Annotated in this window: 21 protein-coding genes; 7 read left to right on the top strand and 14 right to left on the bottom strand. The window is 37.3% G+C overall.

What is annotated here, in order from left to right; translation table 11 throughout:
* Positions 1–14 precede the first annotated feature (14 nt).
* From gldF to AABB81_RS06090, 3 genes are read right to left on the bottom strand one after another with little or no spacing between them, the layout of a single operon-like run.
* Positions 15–737 carry a gliding motility-associated ABC transporter permease subunit GldF gene (gene gldF / locus AABB81_RS06100; protein ID WP_342159293.1) on the bottom strand — a complete coding sequence of 241 codons (723 nt, stop codon included), beginning with the start codon at positions 735–737 and terminating at the stop codon, positions 15–17.
* A gap of 19 nt (positions 738–756) precedes the next feature.
* On the bottom strand, positions 757–1059 hold the full coding sequence (locus tag AABB81_RS06095; RefSeq protein WP_342159292.1) for a putative quinol monooxygenase: 303 nt from the start codon (positions 1057–1059) through the stop codon (positions 757–759).
* Positions 1060–1070: 11 nt separating this feature from the next.
* Positions 1071–1901: an SAM hydrolase/SAM-dependent halogenase family protein gene (locus AABB81_RS06090; RefSeq protein ID WP_342159291.1), complete on the bottom strand. Its 831-nt coding sequence runs from the start codon at positions 1899–1901 to the stop codon at positions 1071–1073.
* Between the two features lie 152 nt (positions 1902–2053).
* Between AABB81_RS06090 and AABB81_RS06085 the strand changes: the two genes are divergently transcribed.
* Entirely contained in the window at positions 2054–2998 is a 945-nt protein-coding gene (locus AABB81_RS06085; RefSeq protein WP_342159290.1) for a PhoH family protein, read from the top strand.
* A gap of 21 nt (positions 2999–3019) precedes the next feature.
* Positions 3020–3973 carry a phosphoribosylaminoimidazolesuccinocarboxamide synthase gene (locus AABB81_RS06080; RefSeq protein WP_342159288.1) on the top strand — a complete coding sequence of 318 codons (954 nt, stop codon included), beginning with the start codon at positions 3020–3022 and terminating at the stop codon, positions 3971–3973.
* Positions 3974–4015: 42 nt separating this feature from the next.
* On the opposite strand, the gene AABB81_RS06075 is transcribed toward AABB81_RS06080, so the two are convergent.
* On the bottom strand, positions 4016–5230 hold the full coding sequence (locus AABB81_RS06075; protein WP_342159287.1) for an aminotransferase class I/II-fold pyridoxal phosphate-dependent enzyme: 1215 nt from the start codon (positions 5228–5230) through the stop codon (positions 4016–4018).
* 165 nt (positions 5231–5395) lie between these two features.
* Between AABB81_RS06075 and AABB81_RS06070 the strand changes: the two genes are divergently transcribed.
* Complete coding sequence (locus AABB81_RS06070) at positions 5396–5854, top strand: Lrp/AsnC family transcriptional regulator (protein WP_342159285.1); 459 nt, start codon at positions 5396–5398, stop codon at positions 5852–5854.
* 364 nt (positions 5855–6218) lie between these two features.
* Here AABB81_RS06070 and AABB81_RS06065 read toward each other — a convergent pair whose 3' ends face one another.
* On the bottom strand, positions 6219–8486 hold the full coding sequence (locus tag AABB81_RS06065) for a M1 family metallopeptidase (protein WP_342159283.1): 2268 nt from the start codon (positions 8484–8486) through the stop codon (positions 6219–6221).
* 66 nt (positions 8487–8552) lie between these two features.
* Positions 8553–9050: a DUF6702 family protein gene (locus AABB81_RS06060; RefSeq protein ID WP_342159282.1), complete on the bottom strand. Its 498-nt coding sequence runs from the start codon at positions 9048–9050 to the stop codon at positions 8553–8555.
* 74 nt (positions 9051–9124) lie between these two features.
* Between AABB81_RS06060 and AABB81_RS06055 the strand changes: the two genes are divergently transcribed.
* Positions 9125–9733: a DNA-3-methyladenine glycosylase family protein gene (locus tag AABB81_RS06055; RefSeq protein WP_342159281.1), complete on the top strand. Its 609-nt coding sequence runs from the start codon at positions 9125–9127 to the stop codon at positions 9731–9733.
* 41 nt (positions 9734–9774) lie between these two features.
* Here the strand turns inward: AABB81_RS06055 and AABB81_RS06050 are convergent, their stop codons facing one another.
* Positions 9775–10551 (bottom strand): carboxypeptidase-like regulatory domain-containing protein, encoded by a 777-nt coding sequence (locus AABB81_RS06050; RefSeq protein WP_342159280.1) that lies wholly within the window; start codon positions 10549–10551, stop codon positions 9775–9777.
* A 96-nt stretch (positions 10552–10647) separates the two neighbouring features.
* Between AABB81_RS06050 and pepE the strand changes: the two genes are divergently transcribed.
* Positions 10648–11358, top strand: a complete 711-nt coding sequence (gene pepE, locus AABB81_RS06045; RefSeq protein WP_342159279.1) for a dipeptidase PepE — start codon at positions 10648–10650, stop codon at positions 11356–11358.
* 3 nt (positions 11359–11361) lie between these two features.
* Here the strand turns inward: pepE and AABB81_RS06040 are convergent, their stop codons facing one another.
* The 6 genes from AABB81_RS06040 to porU all read right to left on the bottom strand — a co-directional run bounded on the left by AABB81_RS06040 (position 11362) and on the right by porU (position 19025).
* Entirely contained in the window at positions 11362–11769 is a 408-nt protein-coding gene (locus tag AABB81_RS06040) for a DUF5362 family protein (RefSeq protein ID WP_342159277.1), read from the bottom strand.
* Between the two features lie 75 nt (positions 11770–11844).
* Positions 11845–12906 (bottom strand): 3-oxoacyl-ACP synthase III family protein, encoded by a 1062-nt coding sequence (locus AABB81_RS06035; protein ID WP_342159276.1) that lies wholly within the window; start codon positions 12904–12906, stop codon positions 11845–11847.
* Between the two features lie 98 nt (positions 12907–13004).
* A complete protein-coding gene (locus tag AABB81_RS06030) occupies positions 13005–13382 on the bottom strand; it encodes a group III truncated hemoglobin (protein WP_342159275.1) in 378 nt (125 codons plus the stop codon).
* Positions 13379–13864, bottom strand: coding sequence for a cytidine deaminase (gene cdd, locus AABB81_RS06025; protein WP_342159274.1), 486 nt, complete (start codon positions 13862–13864; stop codon positions 13379–13381). Before cdd ends, AABB81_RS06030 begins: the two co-directional genes overlap by 4 nt.
* Before the next feature lie 123 nt (positions 13865–13987).
* Complete coding sequence (gene porV / locus AABB81_RS06020; protein WP_342159272.1) at positions 13988–15133, bottom strand: type IX secretion system outer membrane channel protein PorV; 1146 nt, start codon at positions 15131–15133, stop codon at positions 13988–13990.
* A gap of 37 nt (positions 15134–15170) precedes the next feature.
* Positions 15171–19025, bottom strand: a complete 3855-nt coding sequence (porU, locus tag AABB81_RS06015; RefSeq protein WP_342159270.1) for a type IX secretion system sortase PorU — start codon at positions 19023–19025, stop codon at positions 15171–15173.
* A 135-nt stretch (positions 19026–19160) separates the two neighbouring features.
* On the opposite strand from porU, the gene gldJ reads away from it, so the two are divergent.
* Together gldJ and AABB81_RS06005 are read left to right on the top strand one after the other, a co-directional pair.
* Entirely contained in the window at positions 19161–20831 is a 1671-nt protein-coding gene (gldJ, locus tag AABB81_RS06010) for a gliding motility lipoprotein GldJ (RefSeq protein WP_342159269.1), read from the top strand.
* Positions 20832–20903: 72 nt separating this feature from the next.
* Positions 20904–22181, top strand: coding sequence for a UDP-N-acetylmuramoyl-tripeptide--D-alanyl-D-alanine ligase (locus tag AABB81_RS06005; protein ID WP_342159267.1), 1278 nt, complete (start codon positions 20904–20906; stop codon positions 22179–22181).
* A gap of 3 nt (positions 22182–22184) precedes the next feature.
* On the opposite strand, the gene AABB81_RS06000 is transcribed toward AABB81_RS06005, so the two are convergent.
* Positions 22185–22715, bottom strand: a complete 531-nt coding sequence (locus tag AABB81_RS06000) for a DUF4468 domain-containing protein (protein WP_342159266.1) — start codon at positions 22713–22715, stop codon at positions 22185–22187.
* Positions 22716–22793 lie beyond the last annotated feature (78 nt).

Raw genomic sequence — 22793 nt, 5'->3', positions numbered from 1 at the left:
GCACCCTTTGTCTGTTACTGTTTTAAATCGAAATTTGATTTGGTTAAAAAAAGAAAGAAAAAAGTAACACTCATAAAATATATGAGATCTTTTGTGTCAACAACCCCTCTGCCTATATTTTCAAACCGAGCGTGAAGCCCAAGTTTTTTGGTATCAAAATTTTCCAGACTTATGATTTCTTCAAGTGCTTCAAAGCCGTAAAACATAAAAAAGGAAACAAGTACGCCCGCAATAAAAGCAACAATCTGGTTATTGGAAAGAGTTGAAGTAAACATTCCTATAGCCGTAAAGCTACTCGCCAAAAACAGCAAACCTATATAGGAGCCAATGATACTTCCAAAATCGATGTTTTCAGGAGTAGCAGCCAATTGTACAAGCGTATAAACATAAGATAGGGTAGGAATAAGGGCAGCAAAAACAAGCAATAAAGATCCGAGGTATTTACCGATAACAATATCCCAGCTACGAATAGGCTTGGTTTTTAGAATCTCTATGGTTCCTAATCTGATCTCATCCGAAAATGTTCTCATTGTTATTGCAGGAATCATGAATATAAAGAACCAGGGCGTGATAAAAAAGAAGCTGTTCAGGTCTGCAAAACCTGCATTCAATACATTATAATCCCCTTTAAAAACCCATAAAAAAAGTCCGTTGATCAACAGGAACATGGCGATGACCAAATATCCAATAGGAGTGACGAAAAACAAATTAAGTTCTTTTTTTAAAATAGCTAACATCTGCTTTTTAATTATGAATTTAAGGTTGAGGCAAACTTACAATTTTATCTACACTCCACGCCTCAGGTTTTTCTGCGAACATTTTTTTAGTATTATTCCACACCTCATTAAAAAAATCTGAATTTCTATAGCGGTTTAAGTCTTCTTCTGATTTCCAGTAACTGTAAGTAAAAAATACAGCCTTATTACTTTTATCCTGATAAAGCTCAAGTAAGTCACAACCATCAAATGCCATAATTTTATGTTTGATGCTGTGAAAACGCTCTAGAAACTCAGGAATTCTGTCAAGGTCAAAGGTCATTTTTACAATTCTAACAAGCATATTTTTAATTATTAGATAAAACGAACGGTAATGTTGTCCCGATAGTCCAGTCCGAGTAAATTTGAAGCACCACCGACAGTCTTTAAATTACTCCTGTAAATTGAAATTTCTAAATAATTGGAACAATTAAAGAGGGCCAGTTTTTTACCATCGTCCTGCCTTTTCGAAATCGGTACCGTGAAATCTACAATGTCGTTATACTTTTGATGAATTTTTACGAATTTATAGTTTCTCGCTATAATTTCAAATTCCCTGCCTTTACCCACGTTTTGGAAAGTGTTTTTGGAGATATTACTGATCACATTCCCAAAATTATCAATATAAATAATGCTTCCGACAATTTGATTTTTTTCTGCGTTAACCTGTGGCCGTATCTCTAAAATATTCTTGATCTCAGTGATTCTCTTACCAATCACATCTAGCGTTCCTCCCCGTGCGATATGACATGCTACTTTTATAAACATCCCTAAAACAGGCAATTCGACATCGATGGGTTCCTGTATGGTTATCTCGACAATTTTATCCGGGTTGATCTCGTTAGTGATCATCGAAAGAATTCCATTGTCGCAACAAATAAAAAACTGCTCTTCCATTTCTATCGCAATGGGTTTGTTCTCAATGCTGACCTCTGAATCCACGCCGACAATATGGATAGTTCCCGGGGGAAAGTTTTTATAAGTGTTTTTAAGAATGTATGCAGTTTCTGTAATACTAAACGGCGTGATATCGTGAGAGATATCAACAATTCTAACTTCCTCCAATTCAGTGTAGATAGAACCTTTTACAGCACCAACAAAGTGATCTTTAGTACCAAAATCGGTTGTTAAAGTAATGATTGGCATATTTTTTTTAATGATTCCAGATAAGGGAATATATTATTTTTAACAATTGGTGTTTTGCTGCTAAAATGTGCTATTTTTGTTGTACAAATCTAATGAAATTATAGTAGTATAAAAGCACTTAAGGCTTAATTTTTAATCTAAACATTTTAGGATTGAACGAAAGAATTATTGAACTGGAGGATATTGCTCCGAATGAATTTTTTGGCCCTCATAATCGCAATATAGAGTTGGTAAAGAAGTCATTTCCCAAGTTAAAAATTGTGGCAAGAGGAAACAAGATCAGGATCTATGGAGAATCTATTATGCTTGACGAGTTTGAAAAAAAGTTTAATTCTTTGGTCACCTACTTTCATCGATACAACAAACTTGACGATAACAGCATAGAGCGTATTCTTACAACTGCCGTACAACACAAAAATTCAAAACTTTCAGACGGCGTATTGGTACATGGCGTGTCAGGACGTGCAATAAAGGCTCAATCGGTTAACCAAAGGAAAATGGTTGATCTGATGAATGACAATGACATGCTTTTTGCAATCGGGCCTGCAGGTACCGGGAAAACCTATACCGCAGTGGCGCTTGCTGTAAGGGCCCTGAAGGAGCGAGAGGTAAAAAGAATCATTCTCACGCGTCCGGCTGTTGAATCTGGAGAAAATTTAGGTTTTTTACCCGGGGACCTCAAAGAAAAATTGGATCCGTATATGCAGCCCTTATATGACGCTTTAAGGGATATGATTCCCTTTGAAAAGCTCGAGTCGTTTCTTGAGAACGGAACCATACAAATAGCCCCTTTGGCTTTTATGAGAGGGCGCACCCTAGACAGTGCCTTTGTCATATTGGATGAAGCTCAGAATACAACGCACAACCAAATGAAGATGTTTTTGACCCGAATGGGGAAGCATGCTAAATTCATTATCAATGGTGATCCTGGTCAGATAGATCTGCCTCGACGTCAAATTTCCGGTTTAAAGGAAGCTTTGTTGGCATTAAAGGGCCTCAAGGGGATCGGATTTGTTCATCTTGATGAAAAGGATGTCATAAGACATCAATTGGTCAAAGATATTATTAGTGCTTATAAAAATATAGAAACGGACTAGAAAACGATTAATTCAATAGCCATGAATACCATTAATGATACAGATTTCAACTTTCCCGGACAAAGGAATGTCTACAAAGGAAAAGTTAGGGAAGTATACAATATCAGAGATAAATATCTGGTCATGATCGCCAGTGACCGATTATCGGCCTTTGACGTCATCATGCCTCGTCAAATTCCTTATAAGGGCCAAATATTGAATCAGATAGCTCAAAGCATGCTGGAAGCAACTAAAGATATTGTGCCGAACTGGTTGATTGGCTGTCCTGACCCAAATGTTGCCATTGGACATTTGGCCCAACCCTTTAAGGTTGAAATGGTGATCAGAGGTTACCTGGCCGGTCACGCGTGGAGAGAATACCGTGAAGGGAAGCGACTTCTTTGCGGTGTGGTTATGCCTGATGGAATGAAGGAGAATGATAAATTCCCTCAACCTATTATAACCCCGTCGACAAAAGCGGATGATGGTTTGCATGATGAAGATATCTCAAGAGAGGATATCATAGCCCAAAAAATAGTTTCAGAGGATGACTACTTGATTCTTGAAGATTATACAAGAAAGCTTTTTCAAAGAGGAACGGAACTTGCTTCACAAAGAGATTTAATTTTAGTGGATACCAAATATGAATTTGGAAAAACCAGGGATGGAAGCATCGTGTTAATTGATGAGATTCACACCCCTGATTCTTCACGGTATTTCTATGCCGATGGTTATCAGGAAAGACAAGACAAGGGACTGGCTCAAAAGCAGCTGTCAAAGGAATTTGTAAGACAATGGCTCATCAGCAACGGTTTTCAGGGCCTGGAAGGCCAGGTGATTCCAGAAATGTCAGATGCCAAGATTCAGGAAATTTCAGAACGATATATTGAATTATACGAAAATATCACAGGCAAACCTTTTAAGAAGGCCAGCACGAATAATATGTTACAGAGGATTGAACAAAACGTATTGACCTTTTTAAAATCCCTTGACTAACCAGGAGATTTGATTTAAAGGCAATACTTGCTCAGTAAACAATTATAGCCGGGACAGGGTCAATATGTTTAGGCTTTCCATACAGTGTTTCATTTCTTTGTAAGTTCTTTCTATGTGATTGTCAAGTCCTATAGAAAATCGGATAAGCCCGTCGGTAAGCCCCATTTCTTTTTGCTCTTCCAAAGGTATTTCTGAAGATGTAGCCGTGCCCGGGGCATTAAAAAGCGTTTTGTAGAACCCAAGGCTTACTGCCAAATAACCCAAATTCCTTTTTTGCATCAATTCCATGAGTTCATCTGCTTTTTCCAGCGACCCTGCGTCCAGGGTAAGCAAGCCTCCAAATCCGTATTCCTGATTGTATAGGGAGGTATAAAGACCATGTTGAGGGTGACTTTCAAGGCCGGGATACATCACCTTATACCCGTCTTTTTCAAATCTTTTTGCAAGATACATGGCATTTTCGCTGTGCTTTTTCATTCTTATATGCAAGGTGCGGAGGTTTTTAAGAACACTCGCCGAACGCAAACTATCCATTACCGGGCCCAACAACATGCTTGCACCATTATTTACATTTCTTAAACTTTCAATGAATTCATTTGAACCACATATAGCACCGCCCACGGTATCACTGGTGCCATTGATGAATTTAGTCAAGCTATGGATCACTATATCGGCCCCTAAAACAGCAGGGGAAATTTGCAAGGGAGAAAAGGTATTATCCACAACAAGCTTTAAATGATGCTCTTTGGCAATTTCAGACAAGGCTTTGATATCCGCAACTTCTAAAAGAGGATTGCTTACGCTTTCACAATATAAAATTTTTGTACTCGGTTTAATGGCAGTTCTTACCTTATTAAGGTCCGTAATATCTATAAAGGATGTATCTATACCAAATTTTGGGGTAAAATTCTTTAGAAATGCATAGGTACCTCCATAAATTGTTCTTGACGAAACAATATGGTCTCCCTGCGCGCATAATTGCAATAGTACTGAAGAAATTGATCCCATTCCTGAGGCAGAAACATTGGCAGCTTCAGTACCTTCCATGGCAGCGAGGGCCTGCCCTAAATAGAGGTTGGACGGACTTGAATGTCTTGAATACAAATAGCATCCTTCCAAGTTGCCTTCAAAAGTGTCTATCATTGATTTCGCTGCTAGAAAAGTATAGGTTGAAGAGTCGGATATCGATGGATTTACACCACCAAATTCACCAAAATACTGCAGGTCTTGGATATTGTCAGCAGGATTGAATTCCATAATAATATAATTTAATTAAAAAATATTAGTAAAAATAGATAATTGTAGTAAATAAATCAATTATAAATTCTAAATATAGAATATAAAACTATTTAAAATAAAAAATATAGATATATTTGTTGAAACACAAGTTAGTTCAATGATTTGTTAGAAAATATATCAGTTATGTTAGACGACCTCGATAAAAGTATTTTAAGTCATTTACAAAAGGACAGTAAAATTACAATTAAAGAGTTATCCGTCCATTTGTCTCTTTCAGGAACTGCGATCTATGAACGTATCAGGAAAATGGAGCGTAAAGGAATTATTGAATCCTATTCTGTTCGGATCAACAAGAACCTTGTTGATCTGGGATTCGTTGTTTTTTGTCAGATTAAACTACAAGAACACAAACATGAGTACCTCGTGAAATTTGAAAGAGAGGTCATCAAGTTTTCTGAAGTTCTCGAATGCTACAATGTGAGCGGAGATTATGATTATCTTTTAAAAATCACGGTAAAGGATATGAACGGATACCATCAGTTCTTAAATGATAAGTTAACATATCTCGATCATATTGGAAGTGCGCACAGCACTTTTATCATTAACGAGGTCAAAAACACGCATGCCATAGAGTTCAGATAAAAAAAGGCCCTTGAGGACCTTTTTATATTGTAGCATGAATAAAATATCAGTTAACGGCAAGAACATCAACCGATAATTCTACGTCATCATAAATAAATTTATCCCCGGATCACTAAAAAAAGACTTGGACTTAAATGTGATATTCCATTTTGACCGGTCTATTGTAAAAGTCTCACTCTTAAAGCAGAGGGTTTTTCCTTTTTGTACCACAGTGGCAAGAAAAGCTACCGGATACTTCGAAGCATCGAAAAAACCGTCACTTTTTAAATGTTTGACTAACCATCCATATTGAGCACATTAAGAAAACAGTTAAAAGTATTCTCCTGATGGTAGCGTTTATAATATTGAATAATTTAGATATTATTTATTGCGAAATAGTTTGTTTTTTAAAGGCATCAAATTTTGACTCACTCTCCTTTCTTGGCCAGCTGTTATTATCAAGGTTTACATCTGATGTAAGTTGATTTGGATCTATTTTGATTCCGGTGATTTCCTTTTCAGTGGCCAATATCTTTTTGACTTCTTTATCATTAAACCTCCATATTTCTGCAGGATATTTTTTATTTTCCTTAGACCCGTCAGCATAAGTGATTTCCACTAAAATTGGCATGACCAGCCCTCCTGGTTTTTCAAAAATCAATTCATAGAAGTATCTGGTGTCTCTGAGGGCAGCTCTTTGATCCTTTGAAAAATTACTTGTTAGATATTCGTTTAATGTTGGAATATCTTGTAGGGAAGTCGATTGTGCACCAGTGTTGCTCTTTGTTACATCCATTTCAACCAGATACAGGTTTTTTCCTAATTCATCAATTGTCATTCCGTATCTTCTTGCTATTTTATATGCTGCTTCTGTAGGTTCTTCAGTAACCTGATATTTTTTGATCTCCTTTATACCGATATCATTATAATCAGTTGTATAAAACCATCCTCTCCAAAACCAGTCAAGGTCTGTGCCGGATGCGTCTTCCATAGTTCTGAAGAAATCAGCAGGTGTAGGATGTTTAAACCTCCAGCGTTCTGCATAAGTTTTGAAGGCTTTATCAAATAGGTCATGTCCTAAAATAACTTCTCTCAACATATATAAGCCTGCAGCAGGTTTCGAATAAGCATTGGCACCACTGTTATAAACATTATCATGCTGGGTCATGATAGGGGCAATTCTCATTTGGTCTCCAGCCATATAGTCCACTACATTTTTTGGATATCCTCTAGAAGGAAAGCCGGGTTCAAAATCTTGTTCAGCATATAGTTGGGCAAATGTATTCAACCCTTCATCCATCCATCCCCATTGGCGCTCATCAGAATTGATAATCATTGGAAACCAGTTGTGTCCTACCTCGTGAATGATTACTCCAATCATTCCATTTCTTGTTCTTTCAGTGTAAGTCCCGTCCGTTTTTGGCCTTCCATAATTAAAACAAATCATTGGGTATTCCATACCCTGACGTTTTGCATGAACTGAAATGGCTTTGTGATAAGGATAATCAAACATCTGTGCAGAGTATGATTTTAAGGTGCTCGCTACTACTCTTGTAGAATATTCTTCCCATAGAGGATTACCTTCTTTGGAATATAATGAGATAGCCATTACCGTGCGATCACCAATTTTTACAGCCTGCGCATCTAAAATATATTTTCTTGAAGTGGCAAAGGCAAAGTCACGAACATTCTTGGCTTTCAATTTCCAGGTCTTGGTCTTTTTGGCAATTTCTTTCTCATTTTCCTCTGCTTCTTCCTGAGTAACGATTACAACAGGTTCATCATATGAAGTCAAGGCCTTTTCGTATCTCTTCCATTGTTTTGGAGTAAGCATTTCTTTACGATTGGTGATCACCCCGGTACCATCGAGAATATGGTCTGCCGGTGTAGTAATGTTGACCTCATAATCTCCAAAAACCAAAGCAAATTCACCCCTTCCCAAAAATTGCATATTTTGCCATCCTTCCACGTCATTGTATACAGCCATTCTTGGAAAGAACTGGGCAATCACATAGTTGTTGTTACCATCTTCAAAATGTTCATAGCCTGATCTTGCTCTGTCAATAAGATGATTGTTTATATTGTACCACCATTTTATTTTAAAACTTGTTTTTTCACCTGATTTTAAAGCTTCAGGCAGATCGATTCGCATCATAGTGCCATTGACCGTGTAATTCATATCAAGGCCTGCATCATTTTTTACATAGTCAATATTGAATCCTCCTTGAAAAGGTTCCCCAAGAAATTCTTGCGTGAATTTTTCAGGATTGTAATAGCTGTCAGTCGCCCCTTCTTTAACGTCATTTGTGATTGCATCAGGAGCCCTGATGTTTTGATCAAGCTGTACCCATAAATAATCAAGTTGATCAGGGGAATTGTTAAAATAGGTAATGACTTCCTCCCCGTATATTCTTTGGTTTTCATCGTCCAGAACAATATCCATTTTATAATCAGCCTTTTGCTGATAGTATTCGTGTCCAGGCGCACCGGAGGCAGTTCGATAAGAATTTGGCGTAGGTAATTCTTGTTTTAACTGCCTGAATTTACTTATGTTATAATGTCCTTGCGGATTTTCTTTAACAGGCTCTGCTTCTTGGGCGAAAGATATCGCAGTCATAAAAAGGGCAAGGATAAACAGTGTGATTTTTTTCATGAGTTTTTTGGTTGGTTCTGTCATTTCAACAGAAATTAGGAATTTTATAATGAATAAAAGTAAGGGTTATAATTTTAATATTTCTCTATCATTTGCCCTCACAAGAATGAATGTTTTTTGAACTCCATCCATATCTAATTTTATATAATTTTGTTGATCTTCAAACTCTTCAAATAACATGCTGTTCTGTACTGAAATGGAATTGATCTGTTCAATACCTTCAAGTTCTAAATAAAAGAACACCTGGTCGTTTTCGTATTCTTTTCCCAAAAAAGTATATCTATATACCTCTTCATTGATCCAAATCCTGAATTTTTGCCTTATATAGTCTTCCAAATACTTGTCAGCTAGTTTATTTTCGGTTTTACCCGCCAGCTCCATGGGTTGATCATGAATTTTTTCAAGAGCCAATTCAATGTCGTCTAGAAAATATTTCATGGTAATCTGAACAGTATTTTGTTCTTTTATATAATCAACTTTGGTGAGACTTATATAATTTTTATGCATCCCAAAGGCCAGCAACGGAATGATCAGCAGCCATATAATTTTATGAAAATACCTCATTGAAAGAAAAGTATTATTTTAGTGCTGCAAATTTAACCAGACTCCTTAAAATATTGTTTAAAAAAAAGTTAAACTTGACTGCAAATCATAAAATTATTGAACACCTGAGAAAAGATGATGTGCTTTATCAGGCCATTGTTGCCCTAAATACAGAAATTAGGTCTGAGCTAAGCATTGACATCTATCACGCTCTGTTGTCTTCCATTGTTTCACAGCAGTTATCGACCAAAGTCGCTAAAATTATTTGGAACCGCTTTACCGGTCTATTTGTTGACGGATATCCAGACGCTGAAAGCCTCTTAGCTAAGGAACACCAGATTCTTAGGGGTATAGGTTTGTCCAACAGCAAGGTAAATTATGTCAAGAATGTAGCCGAGTTCAATTTGTCGAATGATATAAGTTTTGATAATTTACAGAAAAAGTCGGATGAAGAGATTATTGAATATCTAACTCAGATAAAGGGGGTAGGCAGGTGGACTGTACAAATGATCCTGATGTTTCCTATGGACCGGCCTAATGTTTTTCCTTCAAATGATCTGGGTATACAGAATGCCATGAAAAAATTGTACAACATCGAGCTGGAAAAAAAGGAACTTATAGAGAGAATGGAGGCAATAGCCTTACAATGGGAGCCACATAAAACAATGGCTTCTAAGTATTTATGGAAATTGAAAGACAGTTAAACTGATCATATTTAAATTTTTCTGCGCTTAGCACACACTTTTCAATCAACTGTTTCCAAAGACATTAAATAGGCTTCTTTTGATTTCAAAAAAATATCAATAATTTCGATCAGGCGGCCTTCATCATATAAAGGTCCTATGCCTTGAGGCAGGCAGAAATAAATATAGTTGTTGATATCATTTTCTTGAATTTTCACTTCGTTGATAAAGAAGTTATCTTGAAAATACTCCCTTATTATTTTTACATATCCCTTATTCTGTTCATTGAGACGATCTTCTTGGATCAATTCATTTAATTTTCGATCGCGCTTTCTGTTTCCGGATACAATGTTATAAATGTCATCTATGCCGCCAGGTTTAAAAAGGAGTGCTTCAAGAATCACAACGGGAGTGCTTTTCTGACTGTAAGCATTGAGATTTCTTTCGAGTTTGTTCAATGGTTTTTTACCGGCATTGGGCAGGCCAAGTTCCTCAGACATATCATCAAACTGTTGAACGATCACTTCGTCGAGTTCGTTTGTCAATTCGAAAAGGTTGATCCCTATAAATTTATGCAGTAAATGATCTTGATTTACAACAATGATCTTATTTTGATATTGAATATCAGAGATCATTAAAGTGTCTTTATCGGTGACCGAAATTTTAAACTGACCCAATGGGTTGGATATCGTTCCTTTTTGAGAGTTTTTATTGATGATATGAACATTTTCAAGCTGGATTGAATCATTTGTTATTTCCCCTGATATCAATATCCTGTTTTCCTGTCCGTGCACAAGGTATCCGAAACATAGAAAACACAGTAGGTAAAACTGATTCATGATTCAAAGAAACGATTCTGGAATTAAAAATAATATTAATGAGTGATAATATTTTGTTAAAGCAATTGTTTGGGTAATTTTGTTGAAAAACAGATCATGAAAAACCTGATTATAGCCAGCACCTCAACAATTTACGGAAGCGGATTCCTCGAATATTTACTTCCCGAACTAAGGGAGCATTTTAAATCCATCAAGTCTTTGCTGTTTATTCCTTATGCGAGGCCTGGAGGTATATCACATGAAGCTTATACTGAAGCAGTTGCCAAATCCATGCAATCTTTATCCATTGCCGTGCACGGTATCCATGAGTTTGATGACCCTGAAAAGGCCATTGAAAAGGCCGAAGCAATTTTCGTCGGGGGGGGGAATACTTTTGTCTTGTTAAAGGCCTTGCAGCAAAAGAAGTTAATTGATCCCTTGAGAATTGTTTTAGATAAAGGCACGCCCTATTTGGGCACGAGTGCAGGCAGTAATATTGTTGCTCCCAATGTAAAAACAACTAACGATATGCCCATTGTTCATCCAACCTCTCTTGATGCTTTGAACCTGATTCCATTTAACATTAATGCACATTATCTCGACCCCATCAAAAACTCCACCCACAAAGGTGAAACAAGACCTACCCGGATAAAGGAGTTTCACGTCTATAACTCTGAAACTGTTTTAGGACTCAGGGAGGGCAGCTGGATTTCGGTAAAAGGAGAAAAAATGCTTTTAAAAGGACCTTTTAGCGCCGTGGTATTTAGAAGAAACATGAATCCGTTTGAAATAGAAACAGATAGCGATTTAGGTATATTACTTACCTGATGATCAGGAGATAAGTGCCCCAAAAGCCCCAAATAATATAAGAAATATATAGAGAGAGATAAAGACGATGAATAATATGCCGATAAACTTATAGTGTGATCGTAATTTCTTTAAACCAAAGGTGAGCAGATTGTGATCATCTTGCATCAGGGCCTGTTTTGTTTTTTGTCCAAATTGAAACAGGAAAAACACCGGGATAAAATAAACACCTGCCGCGATCAAATAGAAAAACGAGAAAAATTTAGGTGATAAACCACCCAGTGAACCTTCGGGTAAATTGGCGAGTATAGTGCCTATTGAAAATGACATAATAATCAGCAATCCAATGGCTATAAACCCGACAATTGCAATGAAATTCGCCCATTTTGAGGCTTCTAGAAGGTATTTCTTGGCTTGTTCGCTTAGTTGCATGATTGTTTTTAATTTTCGTTCAAAAGTAACATATTTACGAAATAAAGAGGAGCATTATTACATAATGTTTGAAAATTAATACTGATAAACCACGGCATTAATATTCATGCCTGCTCCCACCGAAGCAAACATTATCGCATCACCTTCTGCAATATGGTGCTCATTAAAATTTCCATTGAGGATCAAATCGAGTAGGGTGGGAATTGTCGCTACTGAACTGTTTCCCAATATATTTATGCTCATTGGCATTATGCCATCAGGAACTTTTGTTTTAAAAAGGCGATAGAACCTCTTGATGATTGCCTCATCCATTTTCTCGTTGGCCTGATGAATCAGAATCTTTTTTATTTTGTCGATTGGAACCCCTGATTTATCAAGTGCCTGTTTCATAGCCAGTGGCACATTGTTTAGCGCAAATTCGTAGATCTTTCGCCCGTGCATTTTTAAATAGCGCGTGTGCACCTCTTCATCTGTTTTGTTTGATTCACCAAAAAATATATAATTTGATTCTTCAAAAGTAAAAGTTTGGCTTGCATAGCTTAAGATTCCTTTGTTAGAGTCATGTCCTTTTTCCAAAATGCATGCGCCCGCCCCATCCGCATAGATCATAGAATCACGGTCATGAGGGTCAATTATTCTTGACAGGGTTTCAGAACCAATGACAAGGCATCTTTTTGACAGGCCAGTTTTAATGAATTGATCGGCCTGAATAATTCCTTGAAGCCAGCCGGGGCATCCAAATATAATATCATAGGCAACACAATCAGGATTTTTAATTCGAAGAAGATGCTTTGTTTTTGAGGCAAGGCTGGGCAGCATATCCGACTGTCTGTTAAGATTGTTGAGGTCTCCGAAATTATGGGCAAAAATAATCTGATCAATGGTTTCTATATCAATCCCTGCCCGCTCAATGGCCAGGTTAGCAGCTATAGTTGCAATCTCGCTGTTAAGCAACCCGGCTGGAAGGTACCTTCTTTCTTCAATACCTGTAATACCCTTAAATTTTTGAATAATGACGTCATTTTCATCAGTTAAGGGGTCATTCGTATCACTATAAAATGAGTTATCTAAAAAATCCGCATTTTTTTTAATAACATCTGGAATGTAACTACCTGTTCCCGTGATAATTGAATTCATAAAATAGATTTAAAACAGCATTCAAATAATTTTCAAATATAAACCATATTAACAAGTTTTGGAAATTTACAGCGTGAAAATGGACAAAATCAAGGGATTCAGTAAATATTCATTTTAAGCTTCATGACCGTGGCAATAGACAGGGCCCTCATTTTTATAGTATCTGCATTCTGCCCTGTAAAATTTTTATCAACTGCTTTGTTAAATAATTTAATCCACAGGTCAAAATCTGCAGCAGACATCCCTTTTGTTCGATTGATTCTCAAATGCGGCTTCATGGCGTTCTTTTGATACGTCCCTGAATAAAACAGGGTATTGTCCCAGAAATCAACAAGCGTATGGAGATGATGGCCCAATGCCTCTTCGTTTCTAAAAGCCTCAAAAAAATGAGATAGTTCCTTGCTTTGAAAAAGATCGTTGTAAAAGTCATTAACTATGATAAAAAGATCTTCACGGGTGGCAATATCTTTTGTCATAGCAACATCGAATTGTCAAACATAAAGGGCAGTAAGTCTTTAATCGAGTTAGCTTTTACGATCTTTCCAGTCTCCCCGGTAAAAAAGATCTCTATACTTGAAAGTTGTTTTGTTTCATATTCTGCAATAGCCTGACGGCAAGCCCCGCAAGGGGCAACAGGCCTGTCGACGACTGTTTTTCCGGAACAGGCAGAAATAAATATTTTTTTTATTTTACCATGTGGCACAGAGGCCATAGCACTCCAAATGGCAACCCTTTCGGCACAAATCCCGGAAGGATAAGCCGCGTTTTCCTGATTGTTTCCCAAGAAAATTTCCCCGGTGTCCAAAAGAACGGACGCGCCTACCTTGAAATCAGAATAAGGGGCATAAGCATGATCTCTAACATCAATTGCTTTTTGAAGAAGTTCCTTATCGTTATCAGATAGTTCCTCTAAACTTTCGAAAATTGTGAACTTTATTGAAATTTCATGATTATGCATAAATCAGCAGTTAAAAGAATTTATTTGCCTTAAATATAAGGTTTTCATCCCTAAAACTCAAAGCAATAAACTGATAAGAATTATTGGATCAAAAGCTTTTAAACACAACTCTGATAAGCGCCTTTAGAAATATGCGTATGAATCACCAAGGTTGATGGTCAATGAAAATCTCAAAGTGCTTTCCAACGGATTGTTAACATCCGAGGCATTGATCAAATAAGAAACATCCAATGTTGTGCTCCTAAATTTAAACCCTGTACCCAAGGTAAAGAACTGCCTGTTTCCTTTGTTGGCCGATTCATGGAAATACCCGGCTCTTACAGAAAAAACTTCATTGTACAAATATTCTGCACTGGCACCCCATATCACTTCTTCCAATTCCTCCTCAAAACCTCTTGGTGCGTCATAAAATGATTGAACCATACCTTTCAGAAAACCGACATTATCATCTTTTCCTGAGATGATTTCTCCTGAGGCATTATCCCTTATAGGCGGAGTTGGTACAAGTAATTTATTAATTTCCAGGTTCGTGGTTATCGTGTTGGCATTGTCGAGTATAAAATCAAAGCCACCTCCCATTTTTAAGTTCGTGGGAATAAAACTCTCCTCTCCTCCAAGAACAAGTTCTACTTTTGGCCCCATATTTGACAAATTGACTCCGGCTCTCCATCGACCGTTAAAGTCACCATAGCTCTTTTCTTCACTTTGATAGAACATGGAAACGTCAACAGCGAAAGTATTTACGGTCTGTATTTCACTATTGTCAACTCGAACGGCAAGGTCTGAATGAATAAACCTCAAACCTACTGCCATGGATATGACTTCACTTAATTTTAAGGAATAGGCACCGTCTATGGCAAATTCATTTGGGTTTTCTGAACCAAGGCTAATACCTGAGCCATCAGTAAGTTCAATGGATCCCAAAGAAAAATAGGTAAGGCTTGTTGACCAGGCGCTTCTTTCGTTAATTTTATTGGCTACAAATAAACTGGTAAGACTCACGTCGTTGGTCAGGTTCCTTAGCCAAGGTGTATAATTTAATCCAATTTGCCATTGAGATTCTGCAAAGGCATATTTTGCAGCATTGTAGTGAAGTGAACTTACATCACTGGATGTTGCGACGCCCATATCAGCCAAACCTCCGGCCCTGGCATCAGGTGCAATTAATAAAAAGGGTGCTGCAGTTGTAATTGGATTTACTTCATCTTGGGCATAAGCATTAAAGAGTCCGATGAAAGTAGCGATTGCAATTAGACTTATTTTTTTCATCTAATAATTAGGATTTTAGGGATTCAGATCTAATTTGTTATTGTAAAATGACAAGTTTTTCAAATTTTTCTGCCTTTGCTTTTGATATTTGAGATCTAACATGAAGTTTGTATACATAAACGCCCTTACCAATTTTGTTGCCAAAATCGTCAAGACCATTCCAGGAAATTTCCCTGGATAATAGTCCGTCTGATTGCACAGATCGGTTAAGGGTTTTTATTAGTTTACCTGAAACCGTAAAAATTTGAACCTGAACATCCAGTGTTTCGTTTGGTTTGTTGTGATTAAACCAAAATTCGGTATAATTTATAAACGGATTCGGGTAATTCAATACATTACTTAATATTAAGTCGTTGTCATTGACTACAATAAAACTTAACGTTGATTCTGATGGATTATTGTACGTATCCCAACATTTAAATTTAATCGTGTGTAAACCTGTTTCAAGATCGCGAAACGGGAACTTGACTTTTCCCTTTTGGAAGTCATTTATTTCGGTTTCGTAATAGTCATTTAATACATAGGGATTGTTGTTGTCATCGTCTAAAATGGCAATGATATCATGATCGACAGCCGTGATGGAGGTGTTGATACCTGAATTGTCTTCGAGAAGGGCATAAAGTACAGGTGAAGAATTTGTATTACCGCCATCTACAAAGGATTCATCATTCATAAAAAGCCTGATTTCGGGCCCTTCAGTATCTGAAGGGGCGTTTGGGTCAATGCCGCCAATGATGATGTCAAGATCGGCTCCGGTTCTGTCTGAAACCTTATTTTCGGCATATAAACTGATTTTGGCCTTGCCATAAGCGATTCGAATATCTTTTGGCACGATAAATTCAAAGGAGAAAGAGCCATTGTTAATACTTGCCCTGCCACTAAAGATCTTGCTTTCAATAGCTTTAAACTCCATTTTTTTACCAAGATTGTCATTGTCGAGTGTTGCTTTATCCAAAGCTTTGTCATAAATAGTGGCATTTAGAGTCCCGCTATAATTATCGATCAACTGATCATTTTCGTCTTTGATTACACCTTCAAGTGTAATTCTGGATAAGGCTTTCAAAGTGTCCTTGCTTTGGCTGAGATCCTCATCATTCATTTTTGTGAGCCGGATATTTGGTTTTGCCTGTGCCATTTTCATGGCCGGGTCCCCAAAACTGTAGATAAAGAATCGTTGTGCGGTAAAAGATTCATGTTTGGTGTACATCAATGCTTCAGAAATACTGTAGTCTTCTTCTTGAAAATTCAAGATGTTCCTCATAAGATTACGGTTAAAAACCTCTCCAACACTGATAAATATTTCCCGGGTCGTAGAAATCAAATGAGAGGTTCCTCCACCCGAATTCCAAAGCGTAAATTCTCCTGCTGTGGGCCTTATAGGATTGTCGAATCTTGCAAATTCACAGGTTACCGTAATAAACAAAGGAAGCGAATTAAAATTATTCCAGTTCTGTATTTGGGGAACTTCAAGAATCCGTTCTTCTGCCCATCCATTAACACCTCCATGCCCAAAGTAGTCGAGAATCAATGTACCTGATTCAACAGCGTTGTTGATCGCTTCATTGACCGTGGGATAACGTTCACCTCCAGCTGAAGATTCTTGCTGATGCGCATCGGCATAAATCTTTTTAATATTAAAAGAAGGTTTTGTCTGTTCTATTTCCTGAGTGATCTGATCCAGGGCCTGTTGTAAAATAAATTCGCCGGAGTTGTCGGGATCATCTGCAACAAAAGTAACGGTATTTCTCCAGCTTCCCAGAGAGGCTGTACCGTAATAATTTAATGTTTTGTCAACCATGTCTCTTGCTTCTTTAAGAGAAGTAACAGGGAATCGGCCCATGGCAACATCCTGCATGTCAGCACTTCCCAGGGTCCCTTCCTGGTCATCCATCATTCCAAAATAATCATCCGTTACATAGGCGGTAGCAAGATTGAAACTTTCATACGATTGAAATGCAGGGACTATATTGTTATTGTCGGTAATCCTGTCTTTGAAATCGAAAGAGGCATCTCCAAAAAGGCATACGAACCTGATTCTGCTCTGGTCACCGGAGGCATTGAGGTATAAGAACCTTATAAAATCTCTTATCGCTGTAAGGTCAGGAGAACCCGAGCCAAATTCATTGTAAATCTTTTCCAAATCTACAACTGCCACTTTTAATCCCGAATTTTCAAAATGATAGCCGGCGAGCCTTTCAGCTTCAGACATCAAATAGTCCGGACTTACGATAAGGTAGTCAATGTCTTTGATCCCATGTAAATTCTGATTGTTTACCTCATTATTTTCAAGGGTTTCAGGAATCAAAAATGGCTCAGTCCCAAGAATAATAAATTCGTTTTCGCCTCCAAAAGCCTTAAAAATAAAATCATTGGCATTTCCTTCGTTGAGGACTCTTTCAGGATTGACGGGGTCAGTAATATTCCACAAAGCACTAATATTAGCAATATTTTGAACCGTATATTCATAAACCGAGGAAGGATCTGAAGCGCCGGTATTCCGAAAAGAAAATTGCGGGCCCCGGGCAATAAGGTTTCGGGTACTGATGACTTCAATAAAATCCAAAAATGCCCTGGACGAAGGGTTGCCTCCATTGTTGTAGCTGATTTGAACATCGATCAAGTCATTATTCAGAAAAGTAGTTGCTGTATTTTCATCAGACGAGGCTTTTGTGAGTGAATTGTTCGGTATCAAAGAGAAGTTGAGATCCATTACATCCTGTCCGTTGACCCTGAAGTTCATCTGCGTATTACTGCTGGAGACTGCCACGCCTCTTGCTTTGACAACAACGGGCTCGTCAAATTTCAGGTCGGTCAATTGAAAATTGATGTTTTGCACATCTTCAAAACTAAAGTCCTCACCAAGCCACTGCTGGCCATTAGCCAGGAGATTTACGCGTTCCTGTTCATGAAACACAAATTCGTGATACGTATCAATTCTAAAATCAGCTTCCTGATCGATGGGGTTGATGGTATTTATTCTTTTACCAGCTCCCTGATCGACAGTGATAAAATAATAGGCATAATCACTGTAGATATTGGTATTATGTTTTGAAAGGGTGTACTGAGCTCTGTTTATTTCCCAATGATGAGGTCCTTGTCCGAAAAACAGAATATAATCGTCATTGTCGAAAACGCCATCCTCTTCTCCTTCAACAAAAATTGCGTTTTCCTGCAGGTCGTCATATCTGAAATCAGCATTGAGCTGTGGCAGCATTTTTCCTCCATTTCCGTATATTTTAATGTTTTTCGGATCGAGATCTGAGGTGTTGATACCGATCTTCTGTAATAACTCTTTGTCAATTTTGAATACGCCTGTGGTGTCGATCTTGAATTTGTACCAGGTACCATTCGCCAAAACCGAGCGGTTAGTTACTCGGGATGTATTGCTTTTATTAGCCGATAAAGCGCTCTGATTACTTAGGGAGTAATCAAGGGTAAAGGAGTTTATTTTTTGTATGCTGCCATTCTGATTGACCATGGGGGTAATACTGAGAACGGCGACAGTTTTATTCTTTATTTTTGTGATCTGAAATTCACTCTTGATCTCTGTTGGTATGGCATGAATTTGGATGTTCTTTAAAAGAGCAGGGGAGACTGTTGAAAATTTAACATTTTTTATTTTATATTCCTGTACGATTGTGTTGATTTGCACGTTAAATATATGAGTGGACCTTGGAATATTATTTTCGTCAAAGAAGTTTCCCTCCACAAGTGGCAAAGTGATCGATTTCTCTTTGGTAAGCTGGATTGAGTTTACATCGTTCCAGGAAAGAGTAAATGTCTTGGATTCAGAAATTTGTGCATATGAAAACAAGCATTGAAAAAAGAAGATCAAAAAAGGAAAATACTTTTTTAAGGACATACAGGTACGAAAACGTTCAAAATTAAACATTTTACAAGAGTATACATAATAAAGAATTAAAACAATCGTTATACAAGCATTGAAACTGGAAATTATTTGTAATGACAATTCATATTCCATATCAATAGTTTTTGTATTTATCTAAAAAATAGTCAATCAATAATTATGAAAAAGTTTAGCAGTAACAAAGTTCTACTCATATTATTATCAACCGTACTTCTTGCGAGTTGTTCTAAAAGTAATAAGAGTGTTTCCACTTTAACGGGCTGGGAGTATAACAATCCCAAGTACGGTGGTTTTCAGGCTAATTCCAATTACAAGGAGCAAGGACCACCACCTGGAATGGTTTTGATCGAGGGAGGTACATTTACCATGGGTAGTGTACAAGATGACGTCATGTTCGATTGGAACACAACTCCGGTAAGACAGCAGGTACGTTCATTTTATATGGATGAAGCAGAGGTAACGAACATCGAATATTTATTGTACTTACAATATTTGGAAAAAGTTTTTCCACCTTCTGACGATACGTACAGAAAAATTTATCAGGCTGCATTGCCTGACACATTGGTATGGAGAAATACCTTAGGTTTTAATGAATTGCTCACCGAGAACTATCTCAGACACCCGGCTTATGCTGAGTATCCTGTTGTCGGGGTTTCCTGGAGACAGGCAGCAGAATACTGTAAATGGAGGACTGACAGGGTTAATGAAAAGATTCTGATAGATAAAGGAGTTTTACACACTTTATTTGATATGGATTCTTTAGATGTTGAAGGAGCCAATCGATTTGATACCGAGACTTATTTAACGAACCCGAATTTGTTGTTCGACGGAGATTCAAGTATTTATTACAAAGGAATCAGAGATTTTTCCAAAAAAGAGAAGAAAACGGAAGGTTCGTTTACAGGTCGTCATGTAAAAACTTCAGACGGTATTCTGGCACAGCGTTTCAGACTGCCAACAGAGGCTGAATGGGAATATGCGGCTAAGGCTGAAATTGAGAACAGAGAATACAATTCTCTTCGGGGAAGAAAAAAATATTCATGGAACGGAACCTCGACGAGAGAAGAATCAAGAAGGTATAAAGGTGACCAAATGGCCAACTTTAAACAAGGAAAAGGAGATTATAGCGGTTTAGCCGGATGGAGTAATGATGGCGCCGATATCACCATGAAAATAAAGTCGTATTCACCAAATGCTTTTGGATTATACGATATGAGTGGAAACGTTGCCGAATGGGTTGCTGATGTCTACAGGCCGATCATTGATAATGATGCGAATGACTTTAGTTATTTCAGAGGAAACGTATTTAACAAGAAGCAAATTGACAAGGAAGGAAATGTTGTCATTGTAGATTATAACAGTGTAGAATTTGATACGCTTGATAACGGAAAGATTGTACCAAGAGACCTTCCGGGAAGTGTTAAATATGTTCCGGTTACCAAGAGAGATGCCTTTATGCGAAATAATTATGAAAAAGCCTATAATATTGACAGTGGAGATGGAGACCTTGCTTCGACTAAACAATTTTTCAGAGATGAAGATGAGTCAGAAGAGAAGCCAAGAATGTACAACTCACCAAAGATACCAAGACAAATTGGCGAAAGTGGACTGATTATTCAGCAGTATGATACCAAAACCAGAAATACATTGATCAGTGATCAGACAAGAGTATTTAAAGGTGGATCATGGAAAGACAGAGCTTTCTGGTTAGATCCTGCTCAAAGAAGGTATTTACCAGAATATATGGCCACTAATTTTATCGGCTTCAGGTGTGCGACAGATAAATTAGGTCAGATGTCTCACTCGAGAAGAAGAAAAGAATCAAAATAAAATTCTTTAGAACACAAAATATAAAAACTCAATATCATAAACTGATATTGAGTTTTTTTTTACATTTACTTTATGAGAATAGAAAAAATTTATGCGCTTTATAAGGAGAGTTATAAGGTCTTTAAAGACACAAGGGATGAAGCAAAAGATGCGATCTATTTTTCTTTAAAAGGTGCCAATTTTAATGGCAATGCGTATGCGATGGAAGCCTTGAAAAAAGGTGCCAGTTATGCTGTTATTGATGAGAAGCAATATAAGGTTGATGATAGAATGATCTTGGTAGAAGACGCTTTAACCTGCTTACAGGATCTGGCCCGTTATCACAGGCAGCAACTGAAAGTCCCAATTATTGCATTAACCGGAAGCAATGGAAAGACAACCACAAAAGAGTTGATTCATGTCGTACTGGATAAAAAATTTAATTGTTATGCGACCAAAGGTAATTTCAACAATCATATAGGTGTCCCGCTCACCCTTCTTTCTATAACACCCGATCATGACTTTGGTGTGATTGAGATGGGAGCTAATCACCAGCATGAAATAGAAGCCTTGTGCAATATAGCCTTACCCGATTTTGGATATATAACAAATTTTGGCAGGGTTCATCTCGAAGGTTTTGGAAGTTTTGAGGGTGTGATTAAAGGTAAGACAGAAATGTACAGACATTTGAAGAAGCAGGGGAAGAAGGTTTTTGTAAATCAGGATGACCCCATTCAAATGGAGCGAACTGAAGGAATGGAAAGGATTGTGTTTGGATCGTCGGATGGTGTTTGCAAAATCGCTTTTCTCGGAGCTGACCCTTTTGTAAATATCAGCTTTCAGGGTATGGAAATAAAAAGCCGCCTCATCGGGAATTATAATTTTTCAAATATAGCTGCAGCCGTATGTATTGGAAGTTATTTTGGTGTTGAAACTGATAAAATCAAAATAGCCATTGAAGGATATATTCCTGAGAATAACAGGTCACAAATCATACATCATGCCGGCAATAAGATTATTTTAGACGCTTATAATGCCAACCCCAATAGTATGGAGGCGGCCCTGAATAATCTTGGAACTCTATCTGATAAGAAAAAAGTAGCCGTACTTGGAGATATGTTCGAATTGGGGGTCGACAGCAGGGAGGAACACCAAAATATTGCTGACCAAGCAGTCAAACTCGGTCTTGACCGAATTTATTTGATAGGAGAAACTTTTGCGGATTTATCGGTGGAGGGGGCAGAAGTTTATCAGTTTAATTCATTTGATGCCTTTACAGATCATTTTAAACATCAATCCTTTTCAAAAACTACTTTTTTGGTTAAGGCCTCCAGGGGAATGGCACTTGAAAGGATTTTGGAATATCTGTAATTATTACCAGTCATCTTCTTGAACTTCCATCTTATTGTTAACAATAAAATAATTCAAACTGTTAATAGCCTTGGTCATCTCTGTATCCACGGGTTCTTCCACAAGGATCTGATAATCTGTAGGAAATCTTTCAATATAAGTTTTCAGGTCAATTGCCTGTAAATCTCCTTTTACCCTTTTGCCAACCCTGAAATTGCTAAAATCATATTTATAACGATTGTCCTTGGCTTTGATCGATACATCGAAGAAAAGATTCACCTTAATCGTTTTACTGATTAATTTCCATTCAAAATGATAGGTATTTAATTGCTTAACACCCATTGAATCAGTATACATTGAGTCTATCTGAGTGTAGTAATTTGTCAACCAGGATTTCGCTCTGGATTTGATCTCTGTACTGCTAATTCCTTCTGCCCGAACCACATCTTCGTATCTGTATTCTCCGGTTTCACCGTCAATCATAATCAACTGAGCCTGACCAAAATAAAAAGATAAAAATAAAATAAGGGGGGTAATTATTTTTCTTTTTTTCATAATAATTTAAATCAAAAAAATACACCTAAAGAACAGTGTATTTTTATAAGTAATAAGCTTACGAAGTTAGCATATTTA

This window comes from Lutimonas vermicola, assembly GCF_038433205.1.
GTDB lineage: Bacteria > Bacteroidota > Bacteroidia > Flavobacteriales > Flavobacteriaceae > Lutimonas > Lutimonas vermicola.
Note: the sequence above shows the minus strand (reverse complement) of the source record. Positions and strands in the feature narration are given on the sequence as shown.